The 26932-nt window shown below is 42.2% G+C and carries 30 protein-coding genes; 26 read left to right on the forward strand and 4 right to left on the reverse strand.

Annotation, left to right across the window (positions count from 1 at the left end; translation table 11 throughout):
- Positions 1-20: 20 nt before the first annotated feature.
- A complete protein-coding gene (locus P6N53_RS01645) occupies positions 21-1679 on the reverse strand; it encodes an L-lactate permease (RefSeq protein WP_304540636.1) in 1659 nt (552 codons plus the stop codon).
- A gap of 384 nt (positions 1680-2063) precedes the next feature.
- Between P6N53_RS01645 and P6N53_RS01650 the strand changes: the two genes are divergently transcribed.
- From P6N53_RS01650 to mqnC, 12 genes are all read left to right on the forward strand, one after another.
- Positions 2064-2210, forward strand: a complete 147-nt coding sequence (locus tag P6N53_RS01650; RefSeq protein WP_304540638.1) for a hypothetical protein — start codon at positions 2064-2066, stop codon at positions 2208-2210.
- Between the two features lie 100 nt (positions 2211-2310).
- Entirely contained in the window at positions 2311-2526 is a 216-nt protein-coding gene (locus tag P6N53_RS01655; RefSeq protein ID WP_304540639.1) for a hypothetical protein, read from the forward strand.
- Between the two features lie 101 nt (positions 2527-2627).
- On the forward strand, positions 2628-2816 hold the full coding sequence (locus tag P6N53_RS01660; RefSeq protein WP_304540641.1) for a ferredoxin: 189 nt from the start codon (positions 2628-2630) through the stop codon (positions 2814-2816).
- 153 nt (positions 2817-2969) lie between these two features.
- Positions 2970-4118, forward strand: a complete 1149-nt coding sequence (locus P6N53_RS01665; RefSeq protein WP_304540642.1) for a glycosyltransferase family 4 protein — start codon at positions 2970-2972, stop codon at positions 4116-4118.
- Between the two features lie 35 nt (positions 4119-4153).
- Positions 4154-6376 (forward strand): alkaline phosphatase family protein, encoded by a 2223-nt coding sequence (locus tag P6N53_RS01670; protein ID WP_304540644.1) that lies wholly within the window; start codon positions 4154-4156, stop codon positions 6374-6376.
- 290 nt (positions 6377-6666) lie between these two features.
- Positions 6667-7050 (forward strand): adenosylmethionine decarboxylase, encoded by a 384-nt coding sequence (speD, locus tag P6N53_RS01675; protein ID WP_304540646.1) that lies wholly within the window; start codon positions 6667-6669, stop codon positions 7048-7050.
- Positions 7051-7281: 231 nt separating this feature from the next.
- Entirely contained in the window at positions 7282-8049 is a 768-nt protein-coding gene (locus P6N53_RS01680; RefSeq protein WP_304540647.1) for a polyprenyl synthetase family protein, read from the forward strand.
- Positions 8050-8070: 21 nt separating this feature from the next.
- Positions 8071-8787: a demethylmenaquinone methyltransferase gene (locus P6N53_RS01685; protein ID WP_304540649.1), complete on the forward strand. Its 717-nt coding sequence runs from the start codon at positions 8071-8073 to the stop codon at positions 8785-8787.
- A 48-nt stretch (positions 8788-8835) separates the two neighbouring features.
- Entirely contained in the window at positions 8836-9705 is an 870-nt protein-coding gene (locus tag P6N53_RS01690; RefSeq protein ID WP_304540651.1) for a UbiA-like polyprenyltransferase, read from the forward strand.
- Between the two features lie 53 nt (positions 9706-9758).
- Positions 9759-10862, forward strand: a complete 1104-nt coding sequence (gene mqnE, locus P6N53_RS01695; RefSeq protein ID WP_304540653.1) for an aminofutalosine synthase MqnE — start codon at positions 9759-9761, stop codon at positions 10860-10862.
- Positions 10862-11710 (forward strand): menaquinone biosynthetic enzyme MqnA/MqnD family protein, encoded by an 849-nt coding sequence (locus P6N53_RS01700; protein WP_304540655.1) that lies wholly within the window; start codon positions 10862-10864, stop codon positions 11708-11710. The genes mqnE and P6N53_RS01700 overlap by 1 nt, the downstream gene beginning before the upstream one ends.
- Positions 11694-12770: a cyclic dehypoxanthinyl futalosine synthase gene (gene mqnC, locus P6N53_RS01705; RefSeq protein WP_304540872.1), complete on the forward strand. Its 1077-nt coding sequence runs from the start codon at positions 11694-11696 to the stop codon at positions 12768-12770. Before P6N53_RS01700 ends, mqnC begins: the two co-directional genes overlap by 17 nt.
- A gap of 63 nt (positions 12771-12833) precedes the next feature.
- Here mqnC and P6N53_RS01710 read toward each other — a convergent pair whose 3' ends face one another.
- A complete protein-coding gene (locus tag P6N53_RS01710) occupies positions 12834-13325 on the reverse strand; it encodes a rubrerythrin family protein (RefSeq protein WP_304540657.1) in 492 nt (163 codons plus the stop codon).
- A 156-nt stretch (positions 13326-13481) separates the two neighbouring features.
- On the opposite strand from P6N53_RS01710, the gene metF reads away from it, so the two are divergent.
- The 11 genes from metF to prpE all read left to right on the forward strand — a co-directional run bounded on the left by metF (position 13482) and on the right by prpE (position 22358).
- Complete coding sequence (gene metF, locus P6N53_RS01715; protein WP_304540659.1) at positions 13482-14348, forward strand: methylenetetrahydrofolate reductase [NAD(P)H]; 867 nt, start codon at positions 13482-13484, stop codon at positions 14346-14348.
- Between the two features lie 69 nt (positions 14349-14417).
- Positions 14418-15266 carry a nitrilase-related carbon-nitrogen hydrolase gene (locus tag P6N53_RS01720; RefSeq protein WP_304540660.1) on the forward strand — a complete coding sequence of 283 codons (849 nt, stop codon included), beginning with the start codon at positions 14418-14420 and terminating at the stop codon, positions 15264-15266.
- 196 nt (positions 15267-15462) lie between these two features.
- Complete coding sequence (locus P6N53_RS01725) at positions 15463-16197, forward strand: FadR/GntR family transcriptional regulator (RefSeq protein ID WP_304540662.1); 735 nt, start codon at positions 15463-15465, stop codon at positions 16195-16197.
- Between the two features lie 79 nt (positions 16198-16276).
- Positions 16277-17701: an L-seryl-tRNA(Sec) selenium transferase gene (gene selA, locus P6N53_RS01730; protein WP_304540663.1), complete on the forward strand. Its 1425-nt coding sequence runs from the start codon at positions 16277-16279 to the stop codon at positions 17699-17701.
- A gap of 3 nt (positions 17702-17704) precedes the next feature.
- Positions 17705-19612, forward strand: a complete 1908-nt coding sequence (gene selB, locus P6N53_RS01735) for a selenocysteine-specific translation elongation factor (RefSeq protein WP_304540665.1) — start codon at positions 17705-17707, stop codon at positions 19610-19612.
- Between the two features lie 10 nt (positions 19613-19622).
- Positions 19623-20042, forward strand: coding sequence for a nucleoside recognition domain-containing protein (locus tag P6N53_RS01740; protein ID WP_304540666.1), 420 nt, complete (start codon positions 19623-19625; stop codon positions 20040-20042).
- Between the two features lie 27 nt (positions 20043-20069).
- Positions 20070-20573, forward strand: a complete 504-nt coding sequence (locus P6N53_RS01745; protein WP_304540668.1) for a nucleoside recognition domain-containing protein — start codon at positions 20070-20072, stop codon at positions 20571-20573.
- 2 nt (positions 20574-20575) lie between these two features.
- Entirely contained in the window at positions 20576-20953 is a 378-nt protein-coding gene (gene lpdD, locus P6N53_RS01750; RefSeq protein ID WP_304540670.1) for a prenylated flavin chaperone LpdD, read from the forward strand.
- A 143-nt stretch (positions 20954-21096) separates the two neighbouring features.
- Entirely contained in the window at positions 21097-21306 is a 210-nt protein-coding gene (locus P6N53_RS01755; protein ID WP_304540672.1) for a hypothetical protein, read from the forward strand.
- 11 nt (positions 21307-21317) lie between these two features.
- A complete protein-coding gene (locus P6N53_RS01760) occupies positions 21318-21539 on the forward strand; it encodes a hypothetical protein (RefSeq protein ID WP_304540674.1) in 222 nt (73 codons plus the stop codon).
- Between the two features lie 42 nt (positions 21540-21581).
- The gene (gene prpE, locus P6N53_RS01765; RefSeq protein WP_304540675.1) at positions 21582-22358 is read left to right on the forward strand and encodes a bis(5'-nucleosyl)-tetraphosphatase PrpE; all 777 of its coding nucleotides are present in this window, start codon (positions 21582-21584) and stop codon (positions 22356-22358) included.
- On the opposite strand, the gene P6N53_RS01770 is transcribed toward prpE, so the two are convergent.
- Complete coding sequence (locus tag P6N53_RS01770; RefSeq protein ID WP_304540676.1) at positions 22355-22534, reverse strand: double zinc ribbon domain-containing protein; 180 nt, start codon at positions 22532-22534, stop codon at positions 22355-22357. The two genes, prpE and P6N53_RS01770, sit on opposite strands and share 4 nt — an antisense overlap.
- 101 nt (positions 22535-22635) lie before the next feature.
- Entirely contained in the window at positions 22636-22833 is a 198-nt protein-coding gene (locus P6N53_RS01775) for a cold shock domain-containing protein (RefSeq protein ID WP_441315715.1), read from the reverse strand.
- Positions 22834-23152: 319 nt separating this feature from the next.
- Here P6N53_RS01775 and P6N53_RS01780 point away from each other — a divergent pair, with 319 nt between their 5' ends.
- Genes P6N53_RS01780 through P6N53_RS01790 form a run of 3 tightly spaced genes read left to right on the forward strand, consistent with a single transcriptional unit; the run spans position 23153 to position 26927 of the window.
- Positions 23153-24247 (forward strand): BMP family ABC transporter substrate-binding protein, encoded by a 1095-nt coding sequence (locus P6N53_RS01780; RefSeq protein WP_373322970.1) that lies wholly within the window; start codon positions 23153-23155, stop codon positions 24245-24247.
- A 59-nt stretch (positions 24248-24306) separates the two neighbouring features.
- Positions 24307-25836, forward strand: a complete 1530-nt coding sequence (locus P6N53_RS01785) for an ABC transporter ATP-binding protein (RefSeq protein WP_304540678.1) — start codon at positions 24307-24309, stop codon at positions 25834-25836.
- A complete protein-coding gene (locus P6N53_RS01790; protein WP_304540679.1) occupies positions 25833-26927 on the forward strand; it encodes an ABC transporter permease in 1095 nt (364 codons plus the stop codon). Before P6N53_RS01785 ends, P6N53_RS01790 begins: the two co-directional genes overlap by 4 nt.
- Positions 26928-26932: the final 5 nt, after the last annotated feature.

Consider the following 26932-nt stretch of genomic DNA (forward strand, 5'->3'; position numbering starts at 1 on the left):
CTAACGTTTGGCTTTGATTATTAAATTGGGAAGGGGTTAAATCCGCTGTAAATCATTAATGCAACAACTGTGGCCACTACGATTCCGTAGATGAAGCAAGGTATGGCATTTCGTCTGATTATCTTACCTTCTACACCGATGGTACCAACGGTAGCGCACACTGCAACTACGTTGTTAACACAAATCATATTACCTACCGCACCACCGATAACCTGTAGTGCTACAATTAGTATCTCAGGCATGGCCAAGATTCTAGCTGTCTCAAACTGGAAGGAAGAGAAGAGAATGTTTGAAACAGTGTTGGAACCTGAGATAAAGGCACCTAGCACGCCAATAAAGGGTGCAACAAAGGGATAAGCATCACCGGCCATGCTTGCAGTAGCTTTAGCCATAGCAGTCATCATGCTGTCCAGTCCACCGGCATTAACGCCAGAGTTCAGCATTAATTGCACCAGTGCCACACCGGCAAAGAGGGCAATGGCCGCACCGGAAATCTGCTTAAAGGTCAAGGTCCAGGCAGTTTTAACTTGCTGGAAGTTCATACCGTGAATTAATGCGGTGATCATCGCAACTAAGATAAAGGGTATAGTGCCAGGCAGATAAGCCCATTGGAGGCTATAGGTTAGGTTTTCAATTCCTAGGATATTAACAATTTTAATAGTTTGAGCCTGTAGAATTGGCTTTAGACCAAGGGCAGGGATACGGGTAACAACCAGTATGATAGCGATTAAGGCATAGGGAGCCCAGGCCTTTGCCAGTGACATTTTAGCTTCGCCAATATCTCCCTTATCTTCCATAACTGATTTCCAGTCAGATTCCCACTTGGACTTATGTGGGAAATCCCAGGAAGTCTTAGGTACCAGGAAGCCTTTTTTAGCAGCCAACAGCACGATGGGTAGGCCAATAAAGGCGCCAACCAGAGATGGGAACTCAGGGCCTAAGAAGGAAGCTGTCAGGATATAGGGTATAACGAAGGCCAGACCGGCAAAGATAGCAAAGGGAGCAGCAGCCAGACCTGGCTTGATGGATTTCTCTTCACTAAAGAACTTAGTTAGGAGGCAGAGACCCAGCAAGGGGATAAACACGCCTACTAAACCGTGAGGGATAGCAATCCATTTAGTCATGACTAGGGTAAAAGCTTCTTGCTCGGCTCCAACTTGAGTCAGGTTCCCCGCTAAGGTACTCATGGCACCGAATACAGGAGTACCAACTGCACCAAAGGAAACAGGAGTACTGTTGAAAATGAGGGCAACCATTGCTGCAGCCAGAGGAGGGAAGCCTAAGCCAACCAGCAGGGGACCAGCAAGGGCGGCTGGGGTACCAAAACCAGCAGCACCTTCAATGAAGGCACCAAACATCCAACCGATAATTACAGCTTGGATACGACGGTCCTTTGTGATGCCACTAAATCCATTGTTGATGGTGGTCATGGCACCAGATAGCTTCATAGTATTAAGAATTAATATTGCACCAAAAATTATGATAAGTACGTCAATGGCCTTAAGAACACCAAAGATTGAATAACCAAAAACATGTTGGAAATCCATCTGCCAAATTGTAAGTGCAATACCTGCCGAGAGTAACCAGGAAACAGGTAGAGCTCTTTTAGCAGGCCAGTTAAAAGCGGCCATTAATATTATTGTTACCAAAATAGGCACTGCTGCCATAAATGCAAGCATAGGTTAAGACCTCCCTAATGATGTTGAATTTCATAAGATAGCCTAATTGTATCTGCTATTGTAATTATCAACCCCCTTTATTAGTAAGTCCAAATCCACTAAAAACATTACTACATGGAACCAAAATTTTCGGAAAATTATAAAAGCTACTGGCATGAATGTAAGGTGGCCTGACCAATTAATATAAATATTAAATGTTTTCAGTAAAAATCCTGCTGCCATTTTAATTAATTTAAAAAAAAATTAAAAAATTCTCAGATTTTAGACTATCAGTTAGTAAGGCTTTTCACAATATTCAGTTTCTCCATAAAAATTATCTAAAGGAAAAGATTTACTGATTGTTTTTTGTTGTTTCGGGTACAATAGAACGGGAGGTGTTACAAAATGGCTAAAGAGAAACGGGCGAAAAAAGAGGTAGAAGATTTGGAAGCTTTGGAATCCTGTACAACTTCCAATGAATGTGCTGACTCTTGCAGTTCAGTTTCCGATGGCTGTGGTGGCCGTGTCTCTAATGATTGCGGTTGCGAATAGTAACACTCTAAGAAGAGCGGGATAACCCGTTCTTCTTTTTTATTGTCAAAATAAAAACAGTGATATAATTATTTAAAAAATGTTTCTGGGGGATTTATATATGACAGTTAAACTCTTTGTAAAGACCGAGACGAAAGAGGGTATAAATAAGGATATTGTAAAAGTAACCTGGGGTGCTGTAAATAACGCCGGACGAATTTTCTACTCTAATTCCGAGATAATGAGTGTGGAGGATTTCCTAAAATTTCAGAGGCTTTTCTCTTCAGTTGGTCTTGACGAAGAGAGAAGAATGGACACTGGTCGCAATAATTATTAGGAAGCAAGTCTGTTATTTCATGGTTAATAATGTCCAAAAACGGGTATAATTTCCGTTGTTAAAGCAAAACTAACTTTGCAAATTTAATTGGAGGTGTATCCATGAAAACAGTAGTAGACCAGGATCTCTGCATTAGCTGCGGTGCTTGTATTGATGTATGTCCAGAAGTATATGAATGGAATGATGATGATAAGGCTCATGCTATTGTAGATGAAGTACCTGAGGGCCAAGAAGATTCTGCAAAAGAAGCAGCAGAAAGCTGCCCAACCGAGGCAATTAAAGTAAACTAGGATAAAAGGCCGCCATTCGCGGCCTTTTATCCTTCTAGCCTTTATTTTGTGACCCCGTGCAGGTAAAAACATAAGCTGTGGCGAATAGAATGTGATGTATTAAAATGGATAGTTATGGAAATAATATTCATATTTTCGGCAGGGGTGACACCGGTGGCCAAGATAAAGGTATTGCACGTGGTAAGACCTGCTGCTGGAGGAATGAAAAATCATATCATTGATCTGGTTAATCGAACCGATAAATCCAGATTTGATGTTACGGTCGCATGTCCTCCGAATAGTCAATTGTGGGAAACTCTTTATAATATGAACGTTAAGGTTATTCCCATTCCTTTAGTTGGAGAGTTATCTCCAGCTAAGGACTATGCAGCAACCAGCATTTTGATAAGACATCTACATAATACCAGAACCTCCATCATGCATGCACATAGTTCTAAAGGGGCTTTAGTGGGGAGAGTCGCGGCAGCCATTGCCAGAACTCCGGTGGTTATTTTCACAGCCCATAATAGTATATTTTATGAAGAGTGGCCAGAATGGAAGAAGAGGCTTTTTGCTTCAGTGGAACGTTTTCTGGCCAGATTTACTGATAGAATAATAACGGTATCTGATGCCCTTAAGCAGGAATTAATTGAAAGGGAGGGCCTGCAGGGTAAACATATAACTACCATATATAATGGTATTGATGTTTCGCGTTTTGAGACAAAAAATGATTTAATGACTATTAGAAAAAGTATGGATATCCCTGAACTTGGTCCAGTGATAGGTACAATTGCCCGGCTGGCTTCCCAGAAGGGGTTAAGTTATTTTTTAAAGGCAGCATCCCTATTAAAGGATTATCAGGTGAATTTTCTAATTGTTGGTGACGGACCACTCATGGAGGCTTTGCAAAAGGAAGCTGTAGATTTAGGGATACAAAACAGGGTCACCTTTGCAGGTCGCCGAGAAGATATTCCTGAAATCATGAGTATAATTGATATTTTTGTCCTACCTTCAATTACAGAGGGATTACCCTTAACAATTTTAGAAGCGATGGCAGCAGGTAAACCAGTTGTAGCAACCCAGGTTGGTGGTATCCCAGAAGCTATTGTACAGGGTAAAACGGGTCTGATGGTACCGCCTAAAGATCCCGAGGCTCTGGCTGTATCACTGGCTGGTTTGTTAGGGGAAAGGGAACGTATAGTTCGCATGGGTCTAGCAGGACATAAGCTAGTAAAGGAAAAATTTACAGTGGAAACAATGGTGGAAAGAACTCAAAACCTTTACGGGCAGTTATTGGAAAAGAAAATTTCTGGAAGCAAATAATATTTACAGTTAATTAAGAACGGAGGAGACAAATTTTGTATTTGTTTTTCTGGCCCAAATTTAGGGCCGGTTTGTTAGCCCTATTATTATTTATATATGCTGCCCCCGCCTTTGCAGCGGGGGTTAATTCAGTTGAACAGGCTGAGAGGGTAGTGCTGGTTGTTATCGACCGATTGGATGTTAGTGATTATCAAGGGGATAGTTTAAAAAATATTAAGTCGCTAGCAGAAAAAGGTTCCCTGGGACTTCTTAATAATAACACAGGTGCTCAAATTAATTCTGAGCATACCTATCCCACCATTGGTGCCGGTGCACATTTGATAGGTAGCGGCGATGCCCTTAATGGCTTTAACAGCGACGAAGAGGTGCTGGATACCGTTGCCAGTATTGAGTATTTAAGACGCACAGGATGGCAAACCTCTCCAGAGGCTGTGATTCAATTGGCAATTGGTAAATTGAATCGAGCTAACCAAAATTTACCTTATCCTGCTAAACCGGGTGCATTGGGACAGGCACTTCAGGAGGCTGGCCTTTCAACTGCAGTAATAGGTAATGGGGATTCCATTGCTGTTCATAGGCGACTGGCCACCACAATCACCATGGACAAGCAAGGCTTGACAGACTTTGGACTTGTGGATAGATCCATATTGCTCCACGAGGATGATGTATTGGGAGGCTTAAGAACTAATTTTGCAGAGATCAGCCAGAAGGTTTTGCAATACAGAGATATGGGTGTATCACTGATTGTAGTTGAAACAGGCGATGTTACTAGATTATATGAAGAGAGGGATCGAAGCACTGATCAGTCCTATGCCAAACAGAGGGCCGGGGTCTTAAATAGAATAGATGATTTTGTGGGCGATTTAACCACCCAGTTAGACTTCTCCAAGGAAATGTTACTGGTGGTAAGTCCAACACCTACCTATGAAGCATTAAGGGGTAATAGGAATCTTACCCTAATGGTAGCCGCAGGACCTGGTTTTGCTCCAGGCTCCCTGTTAACCTCAGGCACCACAAAGCGAGATGGTATTGTAAAGAATACCGATATTGCACCTACGATACTTAAGGCTTTAGGATTGGAACCTGTGCTGGGAATGTCGGGAAGGCCCTTAAGTAGCTCGAATTTGCAAATGAGAGAGAATACCTTGGAATACCTTCAAAATTTAAATGACAGGCTTGTTACCACCTATCAGGCAAGGCCGCCTGTACAATCTGCCTATGTTATGATCCAGATAGTAGTCTTATTTGTTGCCCTCTTTGGTGTATTTTTTAGACGCCACATGGCAGAATTGATTAAGCCATTTTTATTATTAGTGATGGCAGTACCCCTGGCGGAACTGCTTATACCCATTTTGCCGGGAGGCTCAGTAGCTATTTTAGTTCTCCAGCTTATTATTGCCACAGCCTTGATAGTAGGTTTGGCCATTTTGATTCATAGGAAACTGGGGATGGATCCCTTTATCTTCATATGTTTAGCCACTGCCGGCGCAATTCTGATAGATCTGATGAATGCTTCATATCTGCAAAAACAGTCTATACTGGGATATGACCCTATTGTGGGAGCTAGATTTTATGGAATTGGAAATGAATACATGGGGGTCTTAATTGGTTCATTAATCATAGGCACCACCGCTGCTATACAGTATTTTGATAAGTGGAGAAAGCCTCTAATTGCCCTCACCGGTATAATATTTTTGATTGGGGTATATGCCATGGCTTCCCCGCATATAGGTACAAATGTGGGCGGAGCCATCGCGGCCACATCAGCCCTATTGGTTACCTTTTTACTATTGCTAGGAGTACGCTTTAGGGTGCATACCATCCTAACGGTGGCAGGTTTAGTGATTGTTGCTGTGGGTGGCTTTATTGCCTTTGATTTGACACGCCCACCTGATTTAAGATCCCATATGGGGACCACAGCTTCATTAATTATAAGCTCAGGGCCTGGGCAAGTGCTGGATATTATTCAAAGAAAATGGGCTATGAATATGAAGCTTCTTAAATATACCGTTTGGAGCAGAATTCTTCTGGCAAGCCTAGCGGTTCTAGCCCTGCTATTTTACCGCCCCAGGGGAGTAATGCAAAATATTAAGGATAAGTACCCCTATTTGTACAAGGGTTTTATAGGAGTCCTAACAGGTGCTTTGGTAGCCTTTGCCTTTAATGATTCAGGGGTTGTTGCTGCTGCCACAACAATGATTTTTGCTGCTCCTCCCTTGGTTTACCTGGTCTTAACTGAGCAAAAAAGGGATATGTAGGTCAATATCTCTAACACCTTTTTGCCTAGACAGGCGTACATTATTATTAATGGAATATAGTAGGGTGAAAGAAAAGAGTATAGAAAATATAGGGAAATTGATAAATATCGTGAAATAAGGTGCTATTAGGGATTTTCGCCAAATGAAGCCAAGATTTGCGTAAAATTTTATTGACAATCAAATAGTTTATGCTAAAATTGATTTTGGTTGGAATTGGCCAGCCCGAAAAATGGTAATGGGCTTGTTGGTTCCAATACTTTTCTTTAATGAAATGGAGGAGGATAACTAAGATGAAACCTTTGGGCCGCCATGTCTTGGCTGAAATCTATGGCTGTGATTTTGATATCCTCAATGACGCAAAGAGGGTTGAGGAAATTATGGTAAACGCAGCACTGGAATCGGGGGCTGAGGTCCGCGAATTTGTATTCCACAAGTTTAGCCCGCAGGGTGTAAGTGGAGTGGTTGTAATCAGTGAGAGTCACTTGGCCATCCATACTTGGCCTGAATTAGGATATGCTGCGGTAGATGTATTTACCTGCGGCGACACAGTAAATCCCTGGGATGCCTGCAATTTCCTGACGAGAGAGTTTGGGGCAAAAGATATGGCTGCTCAGGAAACTAAGAGAGGAATCCTGCCTGGGATGGTTCCGCGTTTAGCGGCCGTAAATTCATAGGAGGGATATTTATTAGTACCAAATGCAGTAAACCCTAACGAGCCTTGCTCAACTTAAATGGAGGAGCAAGGCTCGTTAGTTTTTGCCCATAAATATGGTTCAAATGGTACATAGTGGCATAGTGCTAAGTATTTTAAGGTTACTTAAGTATTTTAATAGGGGTAAGAGGAAGGAAATCGCCTATGCTTAACGAAATAGTAATAAGTTATCCGCAGCCGAGGAGGACTTATCATGTCTGGCGATATTTTTGCTAATATCCGGGAAGATTTACAGTCTGTTCACAAAAAAATTAAAGGACAACTTACCATTAAAGCCGGTCATGTTGGGAGTTATGCCCACATAGAGTTTTCACCAATGGATAATTTTATTCGACCAGCAGTGGTTATTTCTGTTGCCCACTTTTATAACTGCATGTCAGCCAAGGTTATTTCCCTTGGAGCCATTGTGCAGTTTATTTTTATGGCTTCTCAAGTACACAGGAGAATTCCTGAAGTCACCATAAATTCAAAATCAGAATCAGATCCTAGAGATGGTACCCAGTTTCCTGTTTTAGTGGGAGACTATCTATATGGAAAATTTTTTACTACCCTGTGCAGCTATGATATGAATCACTACCTAAAACCTTTGGCCAACATTATAGCTAAAATAAACGAGGGCGGGATTCTAAGAAATAATAGCCTGCACTCGGAAAATAGTCAGATAAATAAAGAAATATTAAAATTGGAAGAGGCCGAGCTTATGGCTGGCTCCGCCTTTCTAGCCGGCGATTTGGCAGGGGCGCCTGAATATGAAAAAGGCCTGTTGTTTGACTATGGAATGGATTTGGGGATGGCCTATGGTATGTGCCGTAATGGAGCATCTGGTGGCGAAATAAATAAATATTTAGACTCTGCTCTAAAAGCCCTTGAACAACTACCTAACCGCCCTGACAAAAAAATGCTGACAGAACTAACCTCTTTGTTTCGCACAACTGACGGCATAGTCAGAAAGGTAGTCTAATTGAAAGGAGGGCTTATACTTTTGCAGAACTTTAGCGGAAAAAGTAAAGAGGAATTTGTCCACGGAGTCTTTTCCTCAATCGCTCATCGTTATGATTTATTAAATACAACCCTTAGCTTTAATAGGGATAAATATTGGCGTAGATTTGCTGTTGAACAGACAAATATAAAATCAGGGGCCATGGCACTGGATGTTGCCTGTGGTACCGGTATGCTTTCCATTGAATTAGCAAAGATAGCTTTTCCAACGGGAAGGGTTATAGGTTTAGACTTCTGTGAGAATATGCTGGCTAAAGCCGTTGAAAATATAGATAAGACCAAATATAAAAGCTCTATTGAATTAGTTCAGGGAAATGCCATGGAATTACCCTTTGAGGACAATACCTTCGATTGTGCCACCATTGGCTTTGCCCTGCGGAACGTTCCAGATGTAGAAAAGTGTATAGATGAAATGCGTCGGGTGGTTAAGCCTGGAGGTAGAGTGGTTTCCTTGGAGCTGGCAAAACCCAGTGCCCCTGTGTTTAAACAGCTTTATTACCTGTATTTTGACAGACTGGTTCCTTTATTGGGCAAGATGGGGGTTGGAAAGGATGGCCCCTACCAATGGTTACCCAACTCACTTAAGATATTTCCCCACCAGTCGGTGGTAAGGGATATGTTTTCACGTGCCGGGCTAAAGGATGCCGTCTATCATGAGCTTACCGGCGGTATTGTAGCTGTACATGTTGGTATTAAGTAAAGTAGAAAAGCTTCCTATCAGCTAAAGTTTTGGTGAAGGACGGTGCTTATGGCTTTTCATAAGTTCAGAGTGTTTTTAGAAATGATTAAGGTCGAGCATACATTATTTGCCTTGCCCTTTGCCTATATTGCTGCTCTATTAACGGAGCAGAAAATCCCTAGTCTGCATAATATCCTTTGGATTACCCTGGCCATGGTTGGAGCAAGGACTGCGGCTATGTCCATAAATAGATTGGTTGACAGGCATATTGATGCAAAAAACCCTCGAACCGCGGGTAGAGCCCTGCCAAAGGGCATGTTGGGGGTAAATGAGGTGTGGTTATATACTATGTTATCCTTCGGGTTATTAGCTGTTTCGGCCTATAACCTTAGCACCCTAGCCCTACAGTTGTTTCCAGTTGCAGTGTTCTTCTTAAGCTTTTATTCTTTTACCAAACGGTTTACCTGGACCTGTCATTTTTGGTGTGGGTTAGCCCTGGGATTAGCTCCCCTAGGTGCCTGGGTTGCCATAACCGGGAGCTTTCATCCAGCACCGATTATTCTGGGGATTGGTGTACTACTTTGGGTGGCAGGCTTTGATATAATCTATGCCTGTGATGATTTTGATTTTGACCGACGGGAAGGTATATTTTCCATTCCTGCAAAATTTGGTATTAAAAGTGCCTTGAGGTTATCAACAATTCTTCATATCCTGGCACCGATTTGTTTCTTAAGCGTGGGCTTGATTTTAAACCTTGGATTATTTTATTTTATTGGGGTCGTCATTGCTACAGGGCTTTTAGCTTACCAGCATATGTTAGTGGTCCCGGAGGATCTTTCCCGGGCAGGCTTAGCTTTTTTTAACCTCAACGGGACCCTTAGTGTAACAATGTTTGCTTTTACGATTTTTGATATCTTATTCCCTTTCCAGCTACTTTAGGGAAGACATACTAAGCCCATTAAATTTGTCCCACCGGAAGAAAGGGGAAGAACATGGAAGAACTCTTTGAAAACAGTGAGTTGAAGGAAATTAAGTCAAAGGTGGAACAGGGCAAGCGGCTAACCATGGAAGACGGGTTAAAATTATATAGTTCCAATGATTTGCTGGCAATAGGCTATCTTGCAGATATTGTGAGAAAGAGAAAACATGGTGATAGAACATATTTTATTGTTAATCGGCATATTAATCACACTAATGTTTGTGAGATTCTGTGCAAATTGTGTGCCTTTGGTAGAAAGGCTGAGGATGAGGGAGCATACACCTTGTCACTGGACGAGGTAGAGGCAAAGGCTGGGGAATGTCATGGGCTAAAGGTTTCTGAAATACATATTGTTGGAGGCCTTAATCCTAATTTAAAGCTGGATTATTATGTAGAGATGCTTCAACGTGTTCGCAGGGCTGCACCAGGTGCCTTTATTCAGTCGTTTACAGCGGTGGAGATTGATTATTTAGCAAGGATTCATAATTTATCCCTGGAAGAAGTTTTAAAAACTTTAATGGCAGCGGGACTTGACTCTTTACCTGGAGGCGGAGCTGAAATATTGGTTCAGAGGGTAAGGGATATAATTTGCGAAAATAAAATTACTGCCGATAGATGGCTGGAAGTACACGCGGCGGCCCACAAGATAGGGATGAGAACGAATGTTACTATGCTTTACGGACATGTGGAAACAGTAGAGGAGCGGCTTGAGCATATGTTAAAGCTCAGGGAGCTGCAGGATAAAACAGGTGGATTTCTGACCTTTATTCCACTTGCCTTTCATCCTAGAAACACTGCCTTGGAGATGGAGCAGCTATCTCATACCACTGGCTATGATGATCTTAAAACCTTTGCAATCTCCAGGTTAATGCTGGATAATATTGAGCATATCAAAGCCTATTGGATATTATATGGTCCCAAAATGGCTCAAACTTCTTTATCCTTTGGTGTTAATGACCTGGATGGAACAGTAATAGAAGAAAAAATAGCCCATGATGCAGGGGCAGAAACCGCTCAGTTTATGACAAAAAACAAATTGATAAATATGATCAAGGCTGCGGGTAAGATGCCCGTAGAACGGGATACCCTGTACAATGTTCTTGGGGAGGGTTTTTAGTGGCAAAAGTTCGGTTAGGGCAGGTGGACTACCTAAATTGCCTACCAGTATTCCATGCCTTGGAAGATGGGATTCTACCCTTTGAAGGTGAGTTAATTAAGGGAACACCAACAATGTTAAATAAAATGCTGCTTGAAGGTGAGTTGGATGTGACCGCCCTATCATCAATTGAATATGCTCGTCATGTAGACAAATGCTTTATACTTCCTAACTTGTCAGTCAGTGCAGATGGTCCGGTTCATAGTATATTTTTATTTAGTCATGTTCCTGTAACTGAACTTGAAGGGAAAAAAATATGTCTTACATCATCTTCCTCTACTTCAATAGCTCTGCTTAAGGTTCTCTTTGACCATTACTATCATGTGGAGGCAAAATATGAGACCCAAGCACCGGATTTGGATAAAATGATGTCATGTGCAGATGGAGCTCTGCTTATTGGGGATGATGCAATGAGGGCTAATTTGAGGGTCAAGGAAGAAGGATTGCCCTATCATGTTACTGATTTAGGAGAGGTGTGGAAACAATTTACTGGAGAAAGAATGGTTTTTGCCCTCTGGATAATAAAAAAAGATTTTGCTTTAGAGCACCCTGAAGAGATAGATTTACTTTGCAAAACCTTGGTGGAAGCTAAGGAGTACGCAGCTGCCAACTATGACGGATTATTAAAGAAGGCCCGGCGTAGAAGTGGACTGCCCATGGAGGTTTTGGAAGAATATTTTCAAACCATAAACAACGATTTTGACGAAGGACATAAGAGAGCTCTACTGACCTTTTACGATTATTGTTATAAGAGCGGTCTTATTGAAGAAAGGGTACGGCTATCGGTTTGGGGTGAAGAAGGTGCCTGATATTTCCCCAATTCTTAAAAGGGTGCTAGAAGGGCACCGCCTGAGTCTAGAAGAGGGCGTTGCCCTCTTAAATTCTTCAGATTTACTGGCCCTTGGTGCCGCCGCTAATATAGTCTGCCAGAGATTACACCCGGAGAACCGGGTAACCTTTATTATTGATCGCAACATTAATTATACAAATATCTGTACATGCCGCTGTAAGTTTTGTGCCTTCTGGAAAGATCCTGACTCCCCTGAAGGGTATATTATTAGTAAAGAGGAATTATTCAATAAAATAGATGCCACCCTGCATGCGGGAGGAACCGAACTCTTAATTCAGGGAGGCTTACACCCTGAACTAGGCTTAGATTACTATCTGGATTTGCTAAAGTCCATTAAAGAGAGCTATTCGATCCATATACATTCTTTCTCACCCCCTGAGATTTGGCACATTGCCAAAAAATCAGGCTTATCTCTTCAGGAGGTGCTGGTGAAACTTCAGGCGGCAGGACTGGATTCACTGCCTGGGGGCGGGGCTGAAATATTGGATAACCGGGTGCGTAAGGCCATAAGTCCTGAAAAGATAACCTGGGAAGAGTGGATGGAAGTAATGGGCACAGCCCATAAAATTGGTATGAAGACTACAGCCACCATGATGTTTGGGCATATCGAAACAACCGAAGAGCGTATCCTGCACATGATTAGAGTAAGGGAAGCCCAGGATCGTTCCAGTGGTTTCACGGCCTTTATTCCCTGGAGCTTTCAGCCGAAGAATACAGAATTAGGCGGTGAAACTGCCCACGGAGTGGAATATTTGAAAACTCTGGCCGTAGCTAGACTAATGTTGGATAATATAAAAAATATTCAAGCCTCCTGGGTCACCCAGGGAGCGAAAATAGCTCAGATAGCTTTAAGCTTTGGTGCCAACGATTTTGGAAGTACCATGCTGGAAGAAAATGTGGTTCGGGCCGCAGGGGTAAACTATAGGGTGGCACTCAAGGAAATACTGCACTGTATTAGCAGCGCAGGTTTTACACCAGCCCAGAGGACTACAGATTACCGGATCATTAAAGAGTTTTAGTATATAGGAGCGCAAAACAAAGTGGGATGCGACTTGTCACATCCCACTTTTGATAGTAAAATATTAACCTAGATTTTTAAAACTGCTGCCATTGGCTCCACAGATAGGACATTTTTCTGGGGCATCAGCTTTATGAATGTACCCACAGACAGGGCATAGGTAATAGTCGACATTCTCTTTACTCTCAAGGGCTTCCAGTGCTGCTTTGTAGAGGTCAGCGTGAATCTTTTCTGCCTCATTGGCAAAGTGGAAGGCACGTTTCGCCTGGTTGTTACCTTCTGCTTCGGCGGTTTCAATAAAACCGGGGTACATTTGAGTGAATTCATAGGTTTCCCCGTCAATTGCTGTCTGAAGATTTTCTGCGGTGGACTTAATTCCACCCAGTGCCTTTAACTCACTTAGGGCGTGAAGAGCCTCAGCTTCTGCTGCAGCTCTGAATAGCTTAGCCACTGCAGGATATCCTTCCTGGTCAGCTTTAGCAGCAAAGGCAAGGTATTTTCTGTTGGCCTGGGATTCCCCCGCAAAGGCTTCTTTTAAATTATTTTCTGTGGTCATTAGAAAAGGCCTCCTCAAGTATGTTATTGGTGTTAATTCCAATTAATAGTATATTATTTCTTTAGTGTAATATACAAGCTTATTGAATAAATGTAATGGTGTTGTAAGAAAAAATAAATTAAGAATTTATAATATAGAAGTTAAGGTGTGATGAATATGAAAATCTCTGAAATTTATCTCCAGAAAAATCCTGTAATATCCTTTGAAATTTTTCCACCCAAAAGTACCACACCCCTGGAAACTATATTTTCCACTTTGGCGGAGCTTACTAAGCTCCACCCTGATTATATAAGTGTGACCTATGGTGCCGGTGGCAGCAGCCGTGATCGTACAAAAGAAATAGCCTCCAGAATAAAAAATCAGTATGGGATAGAAACTATGGCTCATTTGACCTGTGTTGGTCAGTCAGAAGCTGAAATAGACCAAATAGTCAAGGAACTGCGGCAAGAAAATATTGAAAATGTTTTGGCTTTACGGGGAGATCCACCTGCAGATCAATTAGATTTCGATTTCTCTACCTGCGATTTCCAATATGCCGCTGATTTAGTAAAGCACATAAAAAGCCAAGGTGATATTTGTGTTGGTGCTGCGGCTTATCCTGAAGGACACTGTAATTGTACAAGGTTAAGTGATGATTTAGACCATTTAAAGAATAAGGTTGACCAAGGGGTAGACTTCCTAATTACCCAGCTCTATTTTGATAACAGGGTATTTTATAACTTTATGGAAAATGCTCGCAGGATCGGCATTGAATGCCCGGTGGCGGCCGGGGTTCTCCCAGTACTGAATGGAAAACAGATAAAAAGAATAATTTCTTTATGTGGGGCCTCTATGCCGGCTAAATTATTAATGATGGTTGATAAATATGGAGATAATAATGATGATATGGAAAAAGCTGGTATAGAATATGCCAGCAACCAGGTGCAGGATTTGCTGGACAATGGAGTTGAGGGGATTCATCTATATACCATGAATAAGCCCCAACAAATTACTCAGATTCTGAGGAATGTTGGCCGGGCCTAGCTCGAAGTGCAACCGTGCCAAATTTTGGCACGGTTTGTTTTTCTTTTAGAAAACTTGGGAGGTGCAGCTTTGCTTGATACTAAGATTGCCTTAGTTCAGATGGAGTCCAAGCTAGGTGGTGTAAAGGAAAATTTAGAAAAAATAAATGGGTATGTAAATCAAGCGGCAGGTGAGAAGGCTGATATTATTTGCTTCCCAGAAATGTGTATTACGGGCTATGGTAGAGATATAGCGAAAAAAATAGCAGTAAATCTGGAGGCTGGCGATGTAAGCCGACCTCTAATGGAAATGTCTGCTCAAAATAATATTGTTATTGTAGTTGGATTAGCTGAATGCAATGATGATGGAAAGCCATTTATTACCCAACTGGTGGTTCAGCCAAAGGGAGTGGTTGAGAAGTATAGAAAAACTCATCTGGGCAATAGTGAGAAGCCTTATTATTCTCCAGGCAGCGATTTTAAGGTCTTTGATCATACTAAGGTCAAATTTGGCATTCAGATTTGCTGGGATATGCATTTCCCTGAAATGACTGCAATACTATCCCTGAGGGGTGCAGAACTGGTGCTTGCGCCACATGCCTCTCCGGTGGTGGTGGGTGATCGTAGGGGCATATGGTTAAAGTATCTAGCTGCCAGGGCATATGATAATGCAGTGTTTGTGGCAGCCTGCAATCTGGTTGGAGAAGATGGTGGAGGCGGAAACTTTTGCGGGGGAGCACTTGTCCTAGATCCTAAAGGGAATGTACTGGCTGAGGATTTTAATGGTAAGGAATCAATGCTCTTGGTTGATCTAAGGTCCGATAAAATTAATAAAATAAGAGGACAACAATCTTCTACCATGGCCAATAGCTTTTATTTAAAGTCACGCAGGCCGGAGCTTTATACAGAATTAATTAAGGAAATGAACCAGAGTAATTAGAAGTTACTTCTAATATTCAAATATATATTTACAACTGCTTGTTACTTACAGTATTATTAAAATATTAGGATAATTTGTCGTTGGTATGATCATACCATCAGTCCACTGAATGATACATAGGACTCCTAATGCCTGAACGTTAATTCACTAGAATTATATCATCTTTGTTAAAAACTTAGGTTTGGAGTGCTGCATAATGAAGTTTAAGCCCATCAAAGCAAAAAAAATATATGAAGAAATTGTAGAACAAATCAAAGGAATGATAACGTCTGGTGAATTAAATGCAGGGGATAAACTTGTACCTGAAAGGGAGCTGGCTGAACGTCTGCAGGTTGGAAGATCGGCAGTTAGGGAAGCATACAGGGCACTGGAGGCCATTGGCTTAATTGAGATTAGACCTGGTGAAGGGACATTCGTTAGGGAGATGGGCACCAAGGCCATGAATGATATCATGTCCTTGGCCGTTTTGACTGGAAAAGATACAATATTTGAACTAATGGAATTAAGAAAAATAGTAGAAGTGGAGTCCGCTGCTTTAGCAGCCCAGCGCAGAACCGAAGAGGATTTAAAAAACATGAAGCACTGGCTGGTGCAAATGAAAAAGGACATAGCAGGTGGCAGCCTGGGAGATGTGGCGGATATAAAGTTTCACTATGCATTATCAGACGCAGCACATAATTCACTACTCAACAGACTAATGAATTCCATCTCCGAAACCATGAAAAAAGAAATGGTGACTATTAGAGAGAAAATGTATCTTACACTTGGCACACCACAAAATTTATATGAGCAACATGAAGTGATTTTTAATAATATCCAAGCTGGAAACATTGAGGGATCAAGGAATGCTATGTTCATTCACCTGGACTATGCTGAAAAGGAATTTATTAAAAACATGAATATTTCCACCAATATAAAGGAAAGCAACTAGTCTTTGGATTAGTTGCTTTTTATATATTTAGTACCATATAATGTTAGAGGATAGTGAAAATAATCCTATGGAGGAAATTATGGCTTTATCAGTGGATAAATCATTATTAAGAGATCTACCAAAGGTAGATGAGCTTCTCCAGCATTTTCGAATTATTGAATTAATGAGGGATAACCCAAGAAAAATTGTGGTGGACAGTATCCGGTCATCCATTGATGAACTTAGATGTTCAATATTAGATGGAGAGTATACTGGAACATCTGAAGAAATTTTTGATGTTGTATTAAGAAAGTCTATTAATAGAATTAAATGGTCTGCCAGACCAAATCTGCGTAGAGTAATCAATGGTACAGGTGTGGTTTTACACACAAATTTAGGAAGGGCCTTGTTAGCTGAATCTGCCAAAACAGCCACCATAGGTGTGGCCTCGAACTATTGTAATTTAGAGATGAACTTGGAGTCGGGCAAGAGGGGCTCAAGGTATGAACCACTGGAAGAATTGCTCATTCAACTTACCGGGGCTGAGGCAGCCCTGGTGGTAAATAATAACGCGTCTGCTGTTTTACTTGCCCTTGGCACCCTGGCTAAGGGAAAAGAGGTAATTGTCTCCAGGGGGCAGCTGGTGGAAATTGGGGGGTCCTTTAGAATACCCGAGGTTATGGAACAAAGTGGTGCCATATTAGTTGATGTGGGTGCCACTAATAAAACCCATCCCAGGGATTACCGTTCTGCAGTTACTGGTGAAACGGCACTACTACTACATGTACATACCAGTAATTATCGTATAGTGGGCTTTACCAGGGAGACAACGGTAGAAGAACTGGTGGAGCTGGGTAGCGAGTATAAAATTCCAGTCATGTCAGATCTGGGTAGTGGGTTTTTGGTTGACTTAGCCAAGTATGGCCTGCCAAAAGAACCAAGTGTACAGGAAACGGTTGCGGCGGGGGCAGATGTTGTAACATTCTCAGGGGATAAACTATTAGGGGGACCCCAGGCCGGCATCATCGTGGGCAAGAAACACTATATAGAAAAAATGAAAAAAAATCCTTTGACCAGGGCAGTGAGAATTGATAAATTCACAGTGGCCGCCTTGGAGGCCACCTTAAGGGAGTATCTAGATTCCCACAGGGCATTGCAAAATATTCCTACCCTAAGGATGCTCACTGAACCGATAGATATCATTCAAAGGAGAGCCCGTACTTTACAAAAAAAGTTGCGAAACAGATTGAATGTTCCTGCAGAGCTCCAAATAATGCCAGGTATTTCTCAGGTTGGCGGTGGCTCAATGCCTACTGCTCAGTTACCCACTATAATTTTATCTTGCCTGCCAGAAAATATGTCCGTTGATAAATTAGCAATTAATTTAAGAATGGGTGAGCCTGCTGTTGTGGCCAGGGTTCAGGAGGGCAAGTTTCAATTGGACTTAAGGACTGTTCAGCAAGGAGAATTGGACATGTTGGCTGAGGTTATGGCCAAGGTAATTAACACCGGGGAGGTTACCTAAACAATGAAGCATATCATTATTGGTACCGCCGGTCACGTTGATCATGGCAAGACTTTACTGATCAAAACCCTTACTGGTGTTGAGACAGACAGGCTTAAAGAAGAGAAAGAACGGGGTATATCCATTGAACTGGGCTTTGCCCAGCTAAAGCTGCCCAGCGGCAAGCAGGCTGGTATTGTAGATGTTCCTGGACATGAGAGATTTATTAAGAATATGTTGGCAGGAGTTGGTGGAATTGATTTAGTTCTACTGATAATTGCTGCTGACGAAGGAGTTATGCCCCAGACAAGGGAGCATGTTGACATTATTCAACTACTGCAGGTTAAAAAGGGAATTGTAGTTATTACAAAGGCGGACTTAGTGGATGATGAGTGGCTGGAGATGGTAAAGGAGGAGGTCCGGGATTTTATAAAGGGAACAGTTTTAGCAGAAGCACCTCTAATGGCAGTTTCCTCCACCACGGGTCAAGGTATTTCCGAGCTCCTTGCTGTGATCGATAAAACAGTGGAAGATACAGAAGAAAGAACTAGTACAGGAAAATTAAGATTGCCGGTGGATAGGGTTTTCTCAGTCACCGGATTCGGTACTGTTGTCACCGGGACCCTTCTATCAGGAAGGATTATAGTAGGAGACGCCGTTGAAGTCATGCCCCAGGGCAATGTCTATAGGGTTCGCTCAATACAAGTGCATGGAAAGAAGGTTGAACAGGCTAGGGCCGGACAGCGTACTGCAGTGAATCTTTCAGGTTTAGAGGTTCATGAGGTAACCAGGGGCAGTGTAGTGGTGGCACCAAAAAGCGTTGAGCCATCATACAGAATGGATGTTAAGTTTTTGCTTTTGGAGGGAACGGAAAAACCGCTTAAAAATAGGGCCAGGGTTCGTATGTACCTGGGTACTGATGAAATTTTAGGACGGATTAGGTTATTAGACAGGGATGAATTGGAGCCAGGTCAGGAAGTTTATGCCCAATTGGAATTAGAGGATGAGGCCATTGCTGGTAAAGGAGATCGCTTTGTTATTCGCTCCTACTCTCCAATGAGAACCATCGGCGGGGGAACTGTTATAGATGCCAATGCCTCTAAGCACAAGCGCTTTCGGCCAGAGGTTCTTGAGGCTATAGCTACTAAGGAGATGGGAGAGCCAGACGAACTGGTGGAACAACTGTTGTCGGCTAAACAGGTTCTATTCACCCTTGAAGAGTTAGCCCTGGCACTAAACCTTCCTGAAGAAGATATACAACAAGGAACAGAAAAGCTATTGGTTGAAGGGAATATAAAAATAATACCTACAGATAAAAAAGATTTATATGTCTCGGGATATGTTTATCACCAATGGGGTCAGGAAGTCAAAAATATGGCAGAAGTCTATCATCAAGAGCATCCCTTGCGGGAAGGTTATCCTAGGGAGGAACTGCGTTCCAGGAAGTTTTCTCAAATAAATACAAAGAACTTTCAATATCTGTTACAAGCTATGGAATCAGATGGATATATTAAGCTTTTTGAAAAGACACTATCCAGTTCGTCCTTTCAGGGGGATTTATCGGATAAATATCAGCGAACTGTTGATTCACTACTTAAATCCCTTCGGGATGGAAGCCTTCAGCCACCTTCTTGGACAGAGATTGCTAAAGGGCATAGACTGAAGGAATCTGAAGCCCAGGAATACCTGCAATACCTCCTTAGAAAAGGCCTGGTAGTCAAATTGGTAGATGAGGAGCTATATCTGGCTAGCCATAGCTTTGAACAGGCCCGAACTAAAATTGTTAATTTTTTAAAGGAGAATAAGGAAATATCTGTTGGACAAACCAGAGATCTACTAAACACTTCCAGAAAATATGCCCTTCCTCTTTTAGAGACCTTTGACAGAGAAAGGTTAACCCGTAGGGTTGGGGACAACAGGGTATTGATTTAGGGGGAAGAACATGGTCACTGTAGACACCTTTAAACGAGGATTAAATAAAGGACTTTCCACCACCTGGACATTATCTAAGGTGGTGGTTCCAATTTACGTGGCGGTAACATTTCTGAGCTTTACACCCCTGTTGGGCAAAATTGCCTCTTTAGGTTCCCCTTTTATGAAATGGGTGGGACTGCCAGGCGAGGCAGCACTGGCGATAGTGATGGGGAATGTGTTAAATTTATATGCCGCCCTGGGGGTTATGGCCTCCCTTAGTTTAGATTCTAGGGAAACTACTATTATATCCATGATGTTATTGCTTTCACATACAATTTTTATTGAAAGTGCAGTTGCAGCTAAATGTGGGATCAATCCCTGGCTGATTGGGGGAGGTCGTTTTATTCTGTGTCTGATTTCAGGGGTTGTACTTAATATAATCTTATAATTAATTGAAAAAATGGAAGGTTATTATATGGATTGGCTTGAATTTTTACAGGTGGCTTTAACAGGGAGTCTTAAAAGTGTATTTAAGATGGCGTTAATCATAATTCCGCTAATGCTGTTGATGGAAATAGCCAAAGATATGAACTTATTAGAAAGGGCGGCCAAAGGGCTGGAACCTGTAATGAGAATTTATAGGCTGCCTAAGGAAGGGGCCTTTCCAATTCTTGTGGGACTAACCTTCGGATTATCCTACGGGGCAGGATTCATTATTGATAGTGCCAAAAACGGCTACCTCAATTGGCGGGATTTATTCTTAATCAATATCTTTTTGGTATTATTTCACTCAGTATTTGAGGATACGGGATTGTTCATTGCAATTGGGGCTGATGGAACAGTTATCATATTGGGGAGATTAATCTTAGCTTTAATTGTAACCTTTGCCCTATCCAGATGGACAGGTATAGATAGACTAGAGAAACAAATGGGTGGGAAAATAGCAGTGCCCCATTGCTCCCATTGCAGAAAGGAGTAACCATGTCAGTAAAGAATCATATATTCACTGCGGGTGAAGGTTCTTTAAAAATAGAATTGCAGGCTACCTTCTCTGATGACGGTCTAGTTTGTCAATTATATGGGGGTGATAAATCCCATATAGGTGCGGTGGTTTTAACCCTGCCGAGGCCCAGTTTAAAGAAGGATTACCAGATAAGCTGCAATTCCAGCGTACTTCCCCTTTTAGGGCATAAAGAAGATGAATTGGCTAAGCCAATTGCAGAAAAAATCGCTAAACATTTTAATCAGACAGTGGTAGTGGTGGCTGGAATTCATGTTGAAGATGCCTCAGACAATGATATTAAAGCCTTGATCACAAATTGCTGGCTTTGTGTCGAGGAACTTTTAAAGGCCCATTAGAACATAAATCACCTCGGCAAGGAGAGAATAACAACATTAAGGTAATAAACGAGGTGTTTTCCTTGGATAAGGTTTGTATATTATGTAATGGACTTTTTAAAGTAACTATGAGCTGCCCCAATTGTGGGCAGGAGTTGAAAGATATGGGCATAATTCAGGACTTTTATGATCCCTATAGCGCCTATGAAGAACAAGCAATTTATGAGGATGGTTATCAAGGCTATACAGAAGAATGTTGTGTCCATTTAATGTATTGCCCAAATTGTGAAGATGGCCAATTTAGGCCAATGAAGAGATTATTGGAGTTAATGACAAATATTTCGTTGATAGACAATTCAGTTCACAGACCATAATAAAAATGGAGGTGAACAAATTGAGGCAAAATATGAATTCCACTGAAAGAATCCTAAGCGTTGTGGGAGGTATTGCTTTTACAGGGTTGGGACGTTCTGATAGTTTTAAAAAATCTCTACTGGGGAAAGGTATGACTTTACTGGGGGTAAAAACCGCCACCGTAGGTCTCATAGGCTATGATCCGGTTATTGACTGGCTAAAGCAAGAAGAGGATGATGAGGATTTCTTTTAGTATGTGATATTTATCCCGGTGTGGTGACAGGGGTGATAACCTTTGCGGTTTAATCAGAAGCAAGAAAAGGGACCCTTTGACATTATTGGTGATATTCATGGTTGTTTTGACGAATTGAAAATGCTGCTGGAAAAATTGGGCTATCAAGCAGAGGGAGCAGGATATCGACATCCCAATGGTCGAAGGGCATTGTTTTTAGGTGATCTTGGGGATCGAGGACCCCGCAGCCTAAAAAGTATCAAGCTGGTCATGGAAATGACTCATAGGGGAAGTTCATTATATGTGCCAGGAAATCACTGTAACAAGCTATATAGATATTTGCTGGGTAGAAAAGTCCAGGTAAAACATGGTCTGGAAAAGACAGTTGAGGAGTTAGACTTGCTTAGTTCAGTGCAAAGGGAGGACTTTTCAAGAGAGTTTAAAGCATTCTTTGAAGCAGCCTCACCCTATCTGATTTTAGACAATGGCAAATTAGTGGTCTCACACGCAGGGATCAAAGAAAATATGATGGGAAAAATAAATAAAAGAATAGAGAGCTTCTGCCTATATGGAGATCCCACAGGAGAGGTTACTCAAGAAGGACTTCCTATTCGTAGGGATTGGGCTAAAAATTATAAAGGGAAGGCCCTTGTAGTTTATGGGCATACTCCAGTGGAAAAACCTGAGTTTAAAAATAATACCATTAATATTGATACTGGTTGTGCAACAGGAGGCGCATTGACTGCTTTGAGATACCCGGAAAGGGAATTGGTTCAGGTTTCGGCAAAGGATGTATATTATATACGTCCTGAGATGAGGACCTTGCTTGGCACCCATTAATTAAGCTGATCCGTAAGGTCTGCATCGCACAGGGGGCAGAATCTTAAAATTCCGGTGGCAGCAAATTCCTGCTCACAACGATTACATTTGTATAAATAAGTCATAGTAACACCGCAATGGGGGCAGGTGTCAAACCCTGCGTCCATTTCTTTTTGACAATATGGGCAGATTGACATATATGAACACCTCACCTTACCATCATATTCAGATAAAAATAAAAAATCCGGTTTTGACCGGATTTTTTTTGTTTGGGAATAATGCTTTGTTCTCTAAACTATTAGAGCTTTATAACGTTAGCAGCCTGGGGTCCGCGATTTCCTTCTACTATTTCAAACTCAACAGGCTCACCTTCTTCTAAACTGCGGTATCCATCGGTCTGAATAGCGGAATAGTGAACGAATACATCTGCTCCTGACTCGGCTTCGATGAAGCCATAGCCCTTATTAGCATTAAACCATTTTACCTTGCCTTGCAAATTTATTTCCTCCTCAGATTTAATGAAGCTTAAAGCTTTACCTTTAGAGTATTATCAGAAAATATGAAAACTATTCCAAAAAAAGAATATTTTTTTAAAGATACACTGACATCTGTCTGAAAGCTAGACAGTTTCTGCACTGAAATGTAAAACTAATTTTTTGTCGAGTAGGCAGGATTTCATGCCGTTTTATTGAATACCAATTTATTATCTATTTGTTGATTTTATTAAGGAGGGATGAAGTCGGGTTCCATTGGTTGGCCTTTATTTTTTTAATTTTTGAGGAGGGTATAGATAAGTGAAGCTTACATTAAAGAGAATGCTTGGTCTTGCTCTTGCGCTGGTTATGTCCATAGCTGTAATAGGCTGTGGTGGTGGAGAGCAAAAGGCTGAAGAAAAGAAAGATGCTGCCGATGAGAAGTTAAAAATAGCTTTTATTTATGTTGGGCCTATTGGTGACGGTGGTTGGACTTATGCACAGGATCTTGGCCGGATATTCCTTGAGAAGGAAGTACCCGGTATCGAGACAACCTATATTGAGTCTGTTCCCGAAGGTGCAGATAGTGAGCGCGTATTAACAGAGCTGGCTGAGAAGGGTAACAAGATTATTTTTGCAACCAGTTTTGGTTACATGGATGCTGTTATTAAAGTAGCTCAGAAATATCCCGATGTGAAGTTTTTACACTGTTCCGGTTATAAAACTGCTGAGAATGCAGGAACTTATTTTGGCCGTATGTACCAAGCTCGCTACCTCACAGGCTTAATGGCTGGTAAGGAAACCGAGAGCAATATCATCGGCTATGTTGCCGCATTCCCTATTCCCGAAGTAATTCGTGGTATCAACGCCTTTACAGTGGGTGTTAGGGAAGTAAATCCCGAAGCTAAGGTTAAGGTTGTTTGGACCAACACCTGGTACGATCCTGCCGCAGAAAAAGAAGCTGCTAAGAGCTTACTGGAAGCAGGGGCTGACGTAATTACCCAGCACCAGGATACTCCTGGACCTATGCAGGCTGCTGAGGAAAAGGGTAAATTTGGTATTGGCTACAACAGTGATATGGCCAGCATGGCTCCTAAGGCTGTTCTAACCTCCGCAGTTTGGAATTGGGGTCCCTACTATGTTGATACTGTAAAGGCCATTCAAGCAGGTACCTGGAAGAGCGATCAATACTGGGGTCCAATGTCTGACGGTATCGTAGGTCTTGCTCCCTATGGTCCAATGGTATCCGACGAAGTTAAGCAATTGGTAGAAGCTAAGAAACAAGAAATTTTAGAAGGTAAATGGGACGTATTTACCGGACCTATCAAAGACCAGAGTGGACAAGAAAAGGTTCCTGCCGGTCAGGTTATGTCTGATGCAGATATGTTATCCTTCGACTGGTTTGTTGAAGGCGTAGACGGAACTATTCCTAAATAAAAAATCCAATGGCTGCTGGCAGGTTTCCTGCCAGCAGCAAAATTTAAGGGGAGAACAACTTGACTACCGATTTCCTGGTAGAAATGAAACAAATAACTAAAAAGTTTCCTGGGGTGCTGGCAAATGACCGGGTTGACCTACAGGTAAAGAAGGGTGAAATACTAGCTTTACTTGGTGAAAACGGTTCCGGAAAGAGCACCCTTATGTCCGTTTTATCGGGCCTTTATCGTCCTGATTCAGGTGAAATATTCATATCAGGACAAAAGTATAGCTTTAAGTCACCCAGGGAATCCATTGATGCTGGAATTGGCATGGTTCACCAGCATTTTAAGCAGGTGGAAACCTTCTCAGTGGCTGAGAACATGATTTTAGGCAGTCATAAGTCAAAGTTTCTAGTGAATGCTAAAAGCGTTGAAAATGAAATTAGAGACCTGTCCAGAGGATATGGGCTTGAGGTAGATCCCTCTGCAAAACTATGGCAGCTTTCAGTGGCTGAACGGCAGAGGGTGGAAATTGTCAAAATGCTATACAGGGGTTCAAAACTATTGATATTAGATGAGCCTACTGCTGTTTTAACGCCCCAAGAGGCAAAGGAACTGTTTCAGGTTATTAGAAAAATGACCGAGATGGGTGAATCTATTATCCTAATCACCCACAAATTAAATGAGGTTATGGAAGTTGCCGACAGGGTAACTATTTTAAGAGGTGGTAAATCCATTGCCACCAGGGAAAGAAGTCAGGTGGATGAGCGTGAGCTAGCCAGACTTATGATGGGTCAGGACATCACCATGCCACAAAAGAGAAACCCTGCCAAATTAGGTAACGACGTATTAATATTGGATCAAGTCTCTGCAGCCGGTGACGGTGAACGGGCAGGGCTAAGTAATATCTCACTAACTGTAAAAGAGGGAGAAATACTTGGTATTGCCGGTATCGCCGGTAACGGACGAAGGGATTTGGCAGAAACCATAGTGGGGTTAAGGGCAGTTACAAAGGGCCGCCTAATTATTGGTGACAAAGAGGTTAGCAACTTTACACCCCTTCAGATTATTGATGAGAAAGTCAGTTATATTCCTGAAGATCGTCTGGGGTCCGGATTGGTGCCCAACCTGGGAGCAATAGATAATCTTATTCTTAAAGAATACAGAAGACCCTGGCTGGGCAGGGGTCCGCTTATTAATCGGCGGCGGGCAAAGGAATATGCGCAGAAGCTTATCAAGGAAGTTGATGTAAAGGTAACAGGTTTAAATGCCCCGGTTAAAATGTTGTCGGGTGGTAACCTGCAAAGGCTTTTGCTGGCGAGGGAATTGGCATCTTCCCCTAGAGTTATTGTTGCCGTTTATCCTGTAAGGGGTTTGGATATTGCGGCTGCGGAAGCAGTGCATAGAATGCTGTTGGATCAACGCAGCAAAGGTGCGGCAATTGTTTTAATTTCCGAGGACCTGGAAGAGCTATTAAAGCTATCCGATCGTATTGGAGTATTATATAAGGGTACCTTGATGGGGATTCTTCCAGTGGAACAGGCTGAGCCTGAAAGGATTGGTTTAATGATGTTAGGCTCAGAGTTAGGAGGGGAAAAGGTATCATGATCAGAGTTGAGCGCAGAATGGCCCCCTCCAAGGCAAGTTTATTTTTAGTACCCCTTACCGCTATTATTCTCGCTTTATTAACCGGTGCCATATTTCTTTATATTAATGGTTTATCATCCCCCAAGGGTATCAGCCTGCAGCAGGTATTTGCAGTCTATAGCGGAATGTTTCAAGGGGCTTTTGGCTCAAAGTACGGTATATCTGAGACCCTGGTTAAAGCCATACCCCTTATGCTGTGTGGACTTGGTGTTTCAATCGCCTTTAGGATGCAGCTTTGGAACATCGGAGCTGAGGGACAATTTTACATGGGAGCCTTTGGTGCGGCATGGGTAGCTCTAAGCTTCCCCCATCTGCCTGCCTATATAATGATGCCATCAATGATTTTAGTAGGCATGTTTTTCGGTGGACTATGGGGTTTAATCCCTGGTATTCCCAGGGCATATTTGGGTGTAAACGAAACCATTACCACCCTGATGCTTAACTATGTGGCAATCCTCTGGGTAAACTATCTGGTCTTTGGTCCCTGGAAGGATCCCCAGGGTATGAATTTTCCACTAAGTGCCCATTTTGAACCGGCTGCCATATTACCCACTTTAGGTAACACCAGGGTTCATTTAGGCTTGCTCTTTGCCCTAATCATAGCAGTAGTTCTATGGTATGTGCTGAGAAGATCCCGGTGGGGCTACGAAGTGACAGTTATAGGTGAAAGTCCTAGGGCGGCACGTTATGCCGGCATGAGTATTACCAAGAACATATTGATTGTAATGTTTATTAGTGGAGCCTTGGCAGGGTTGGCCGGTATGGCTGAAGTATCAGCCATCACACAAAGAATGCAGCAGGGTATAAGTCCAGGCTATGGCTACACAGCAATTATTGTGGCCTGGCTAGCTAAATTAAATCCCTTTACAATTATTGTGGTATCTGTGTTGTTGGGAGCATTACAGGTGGGCGGTTACAGTGTGCAGTCTAGTGGAGTACCTGCTGCTATTGTTTCCATGATTCAAGGTGCCCTGCTATTTTTTGTTCTAGGGGGAGAATATTTTAACCGATTTAAATTAGTAGCAAAGAGCAAATCAAAGGTGGAGGTGTAACCAGT

It is taken from the genome of Desulforamulus aquiferis (assembly GCF_030577015.1).
Classification (GTDB): domain Bacteria; phylum Bacillota; class Desulfotomaculia; order Desulfotomaculales; family Desulfotomaculaceae; genus Desulfotomaculum; species Desulfotomaculum aquiferis.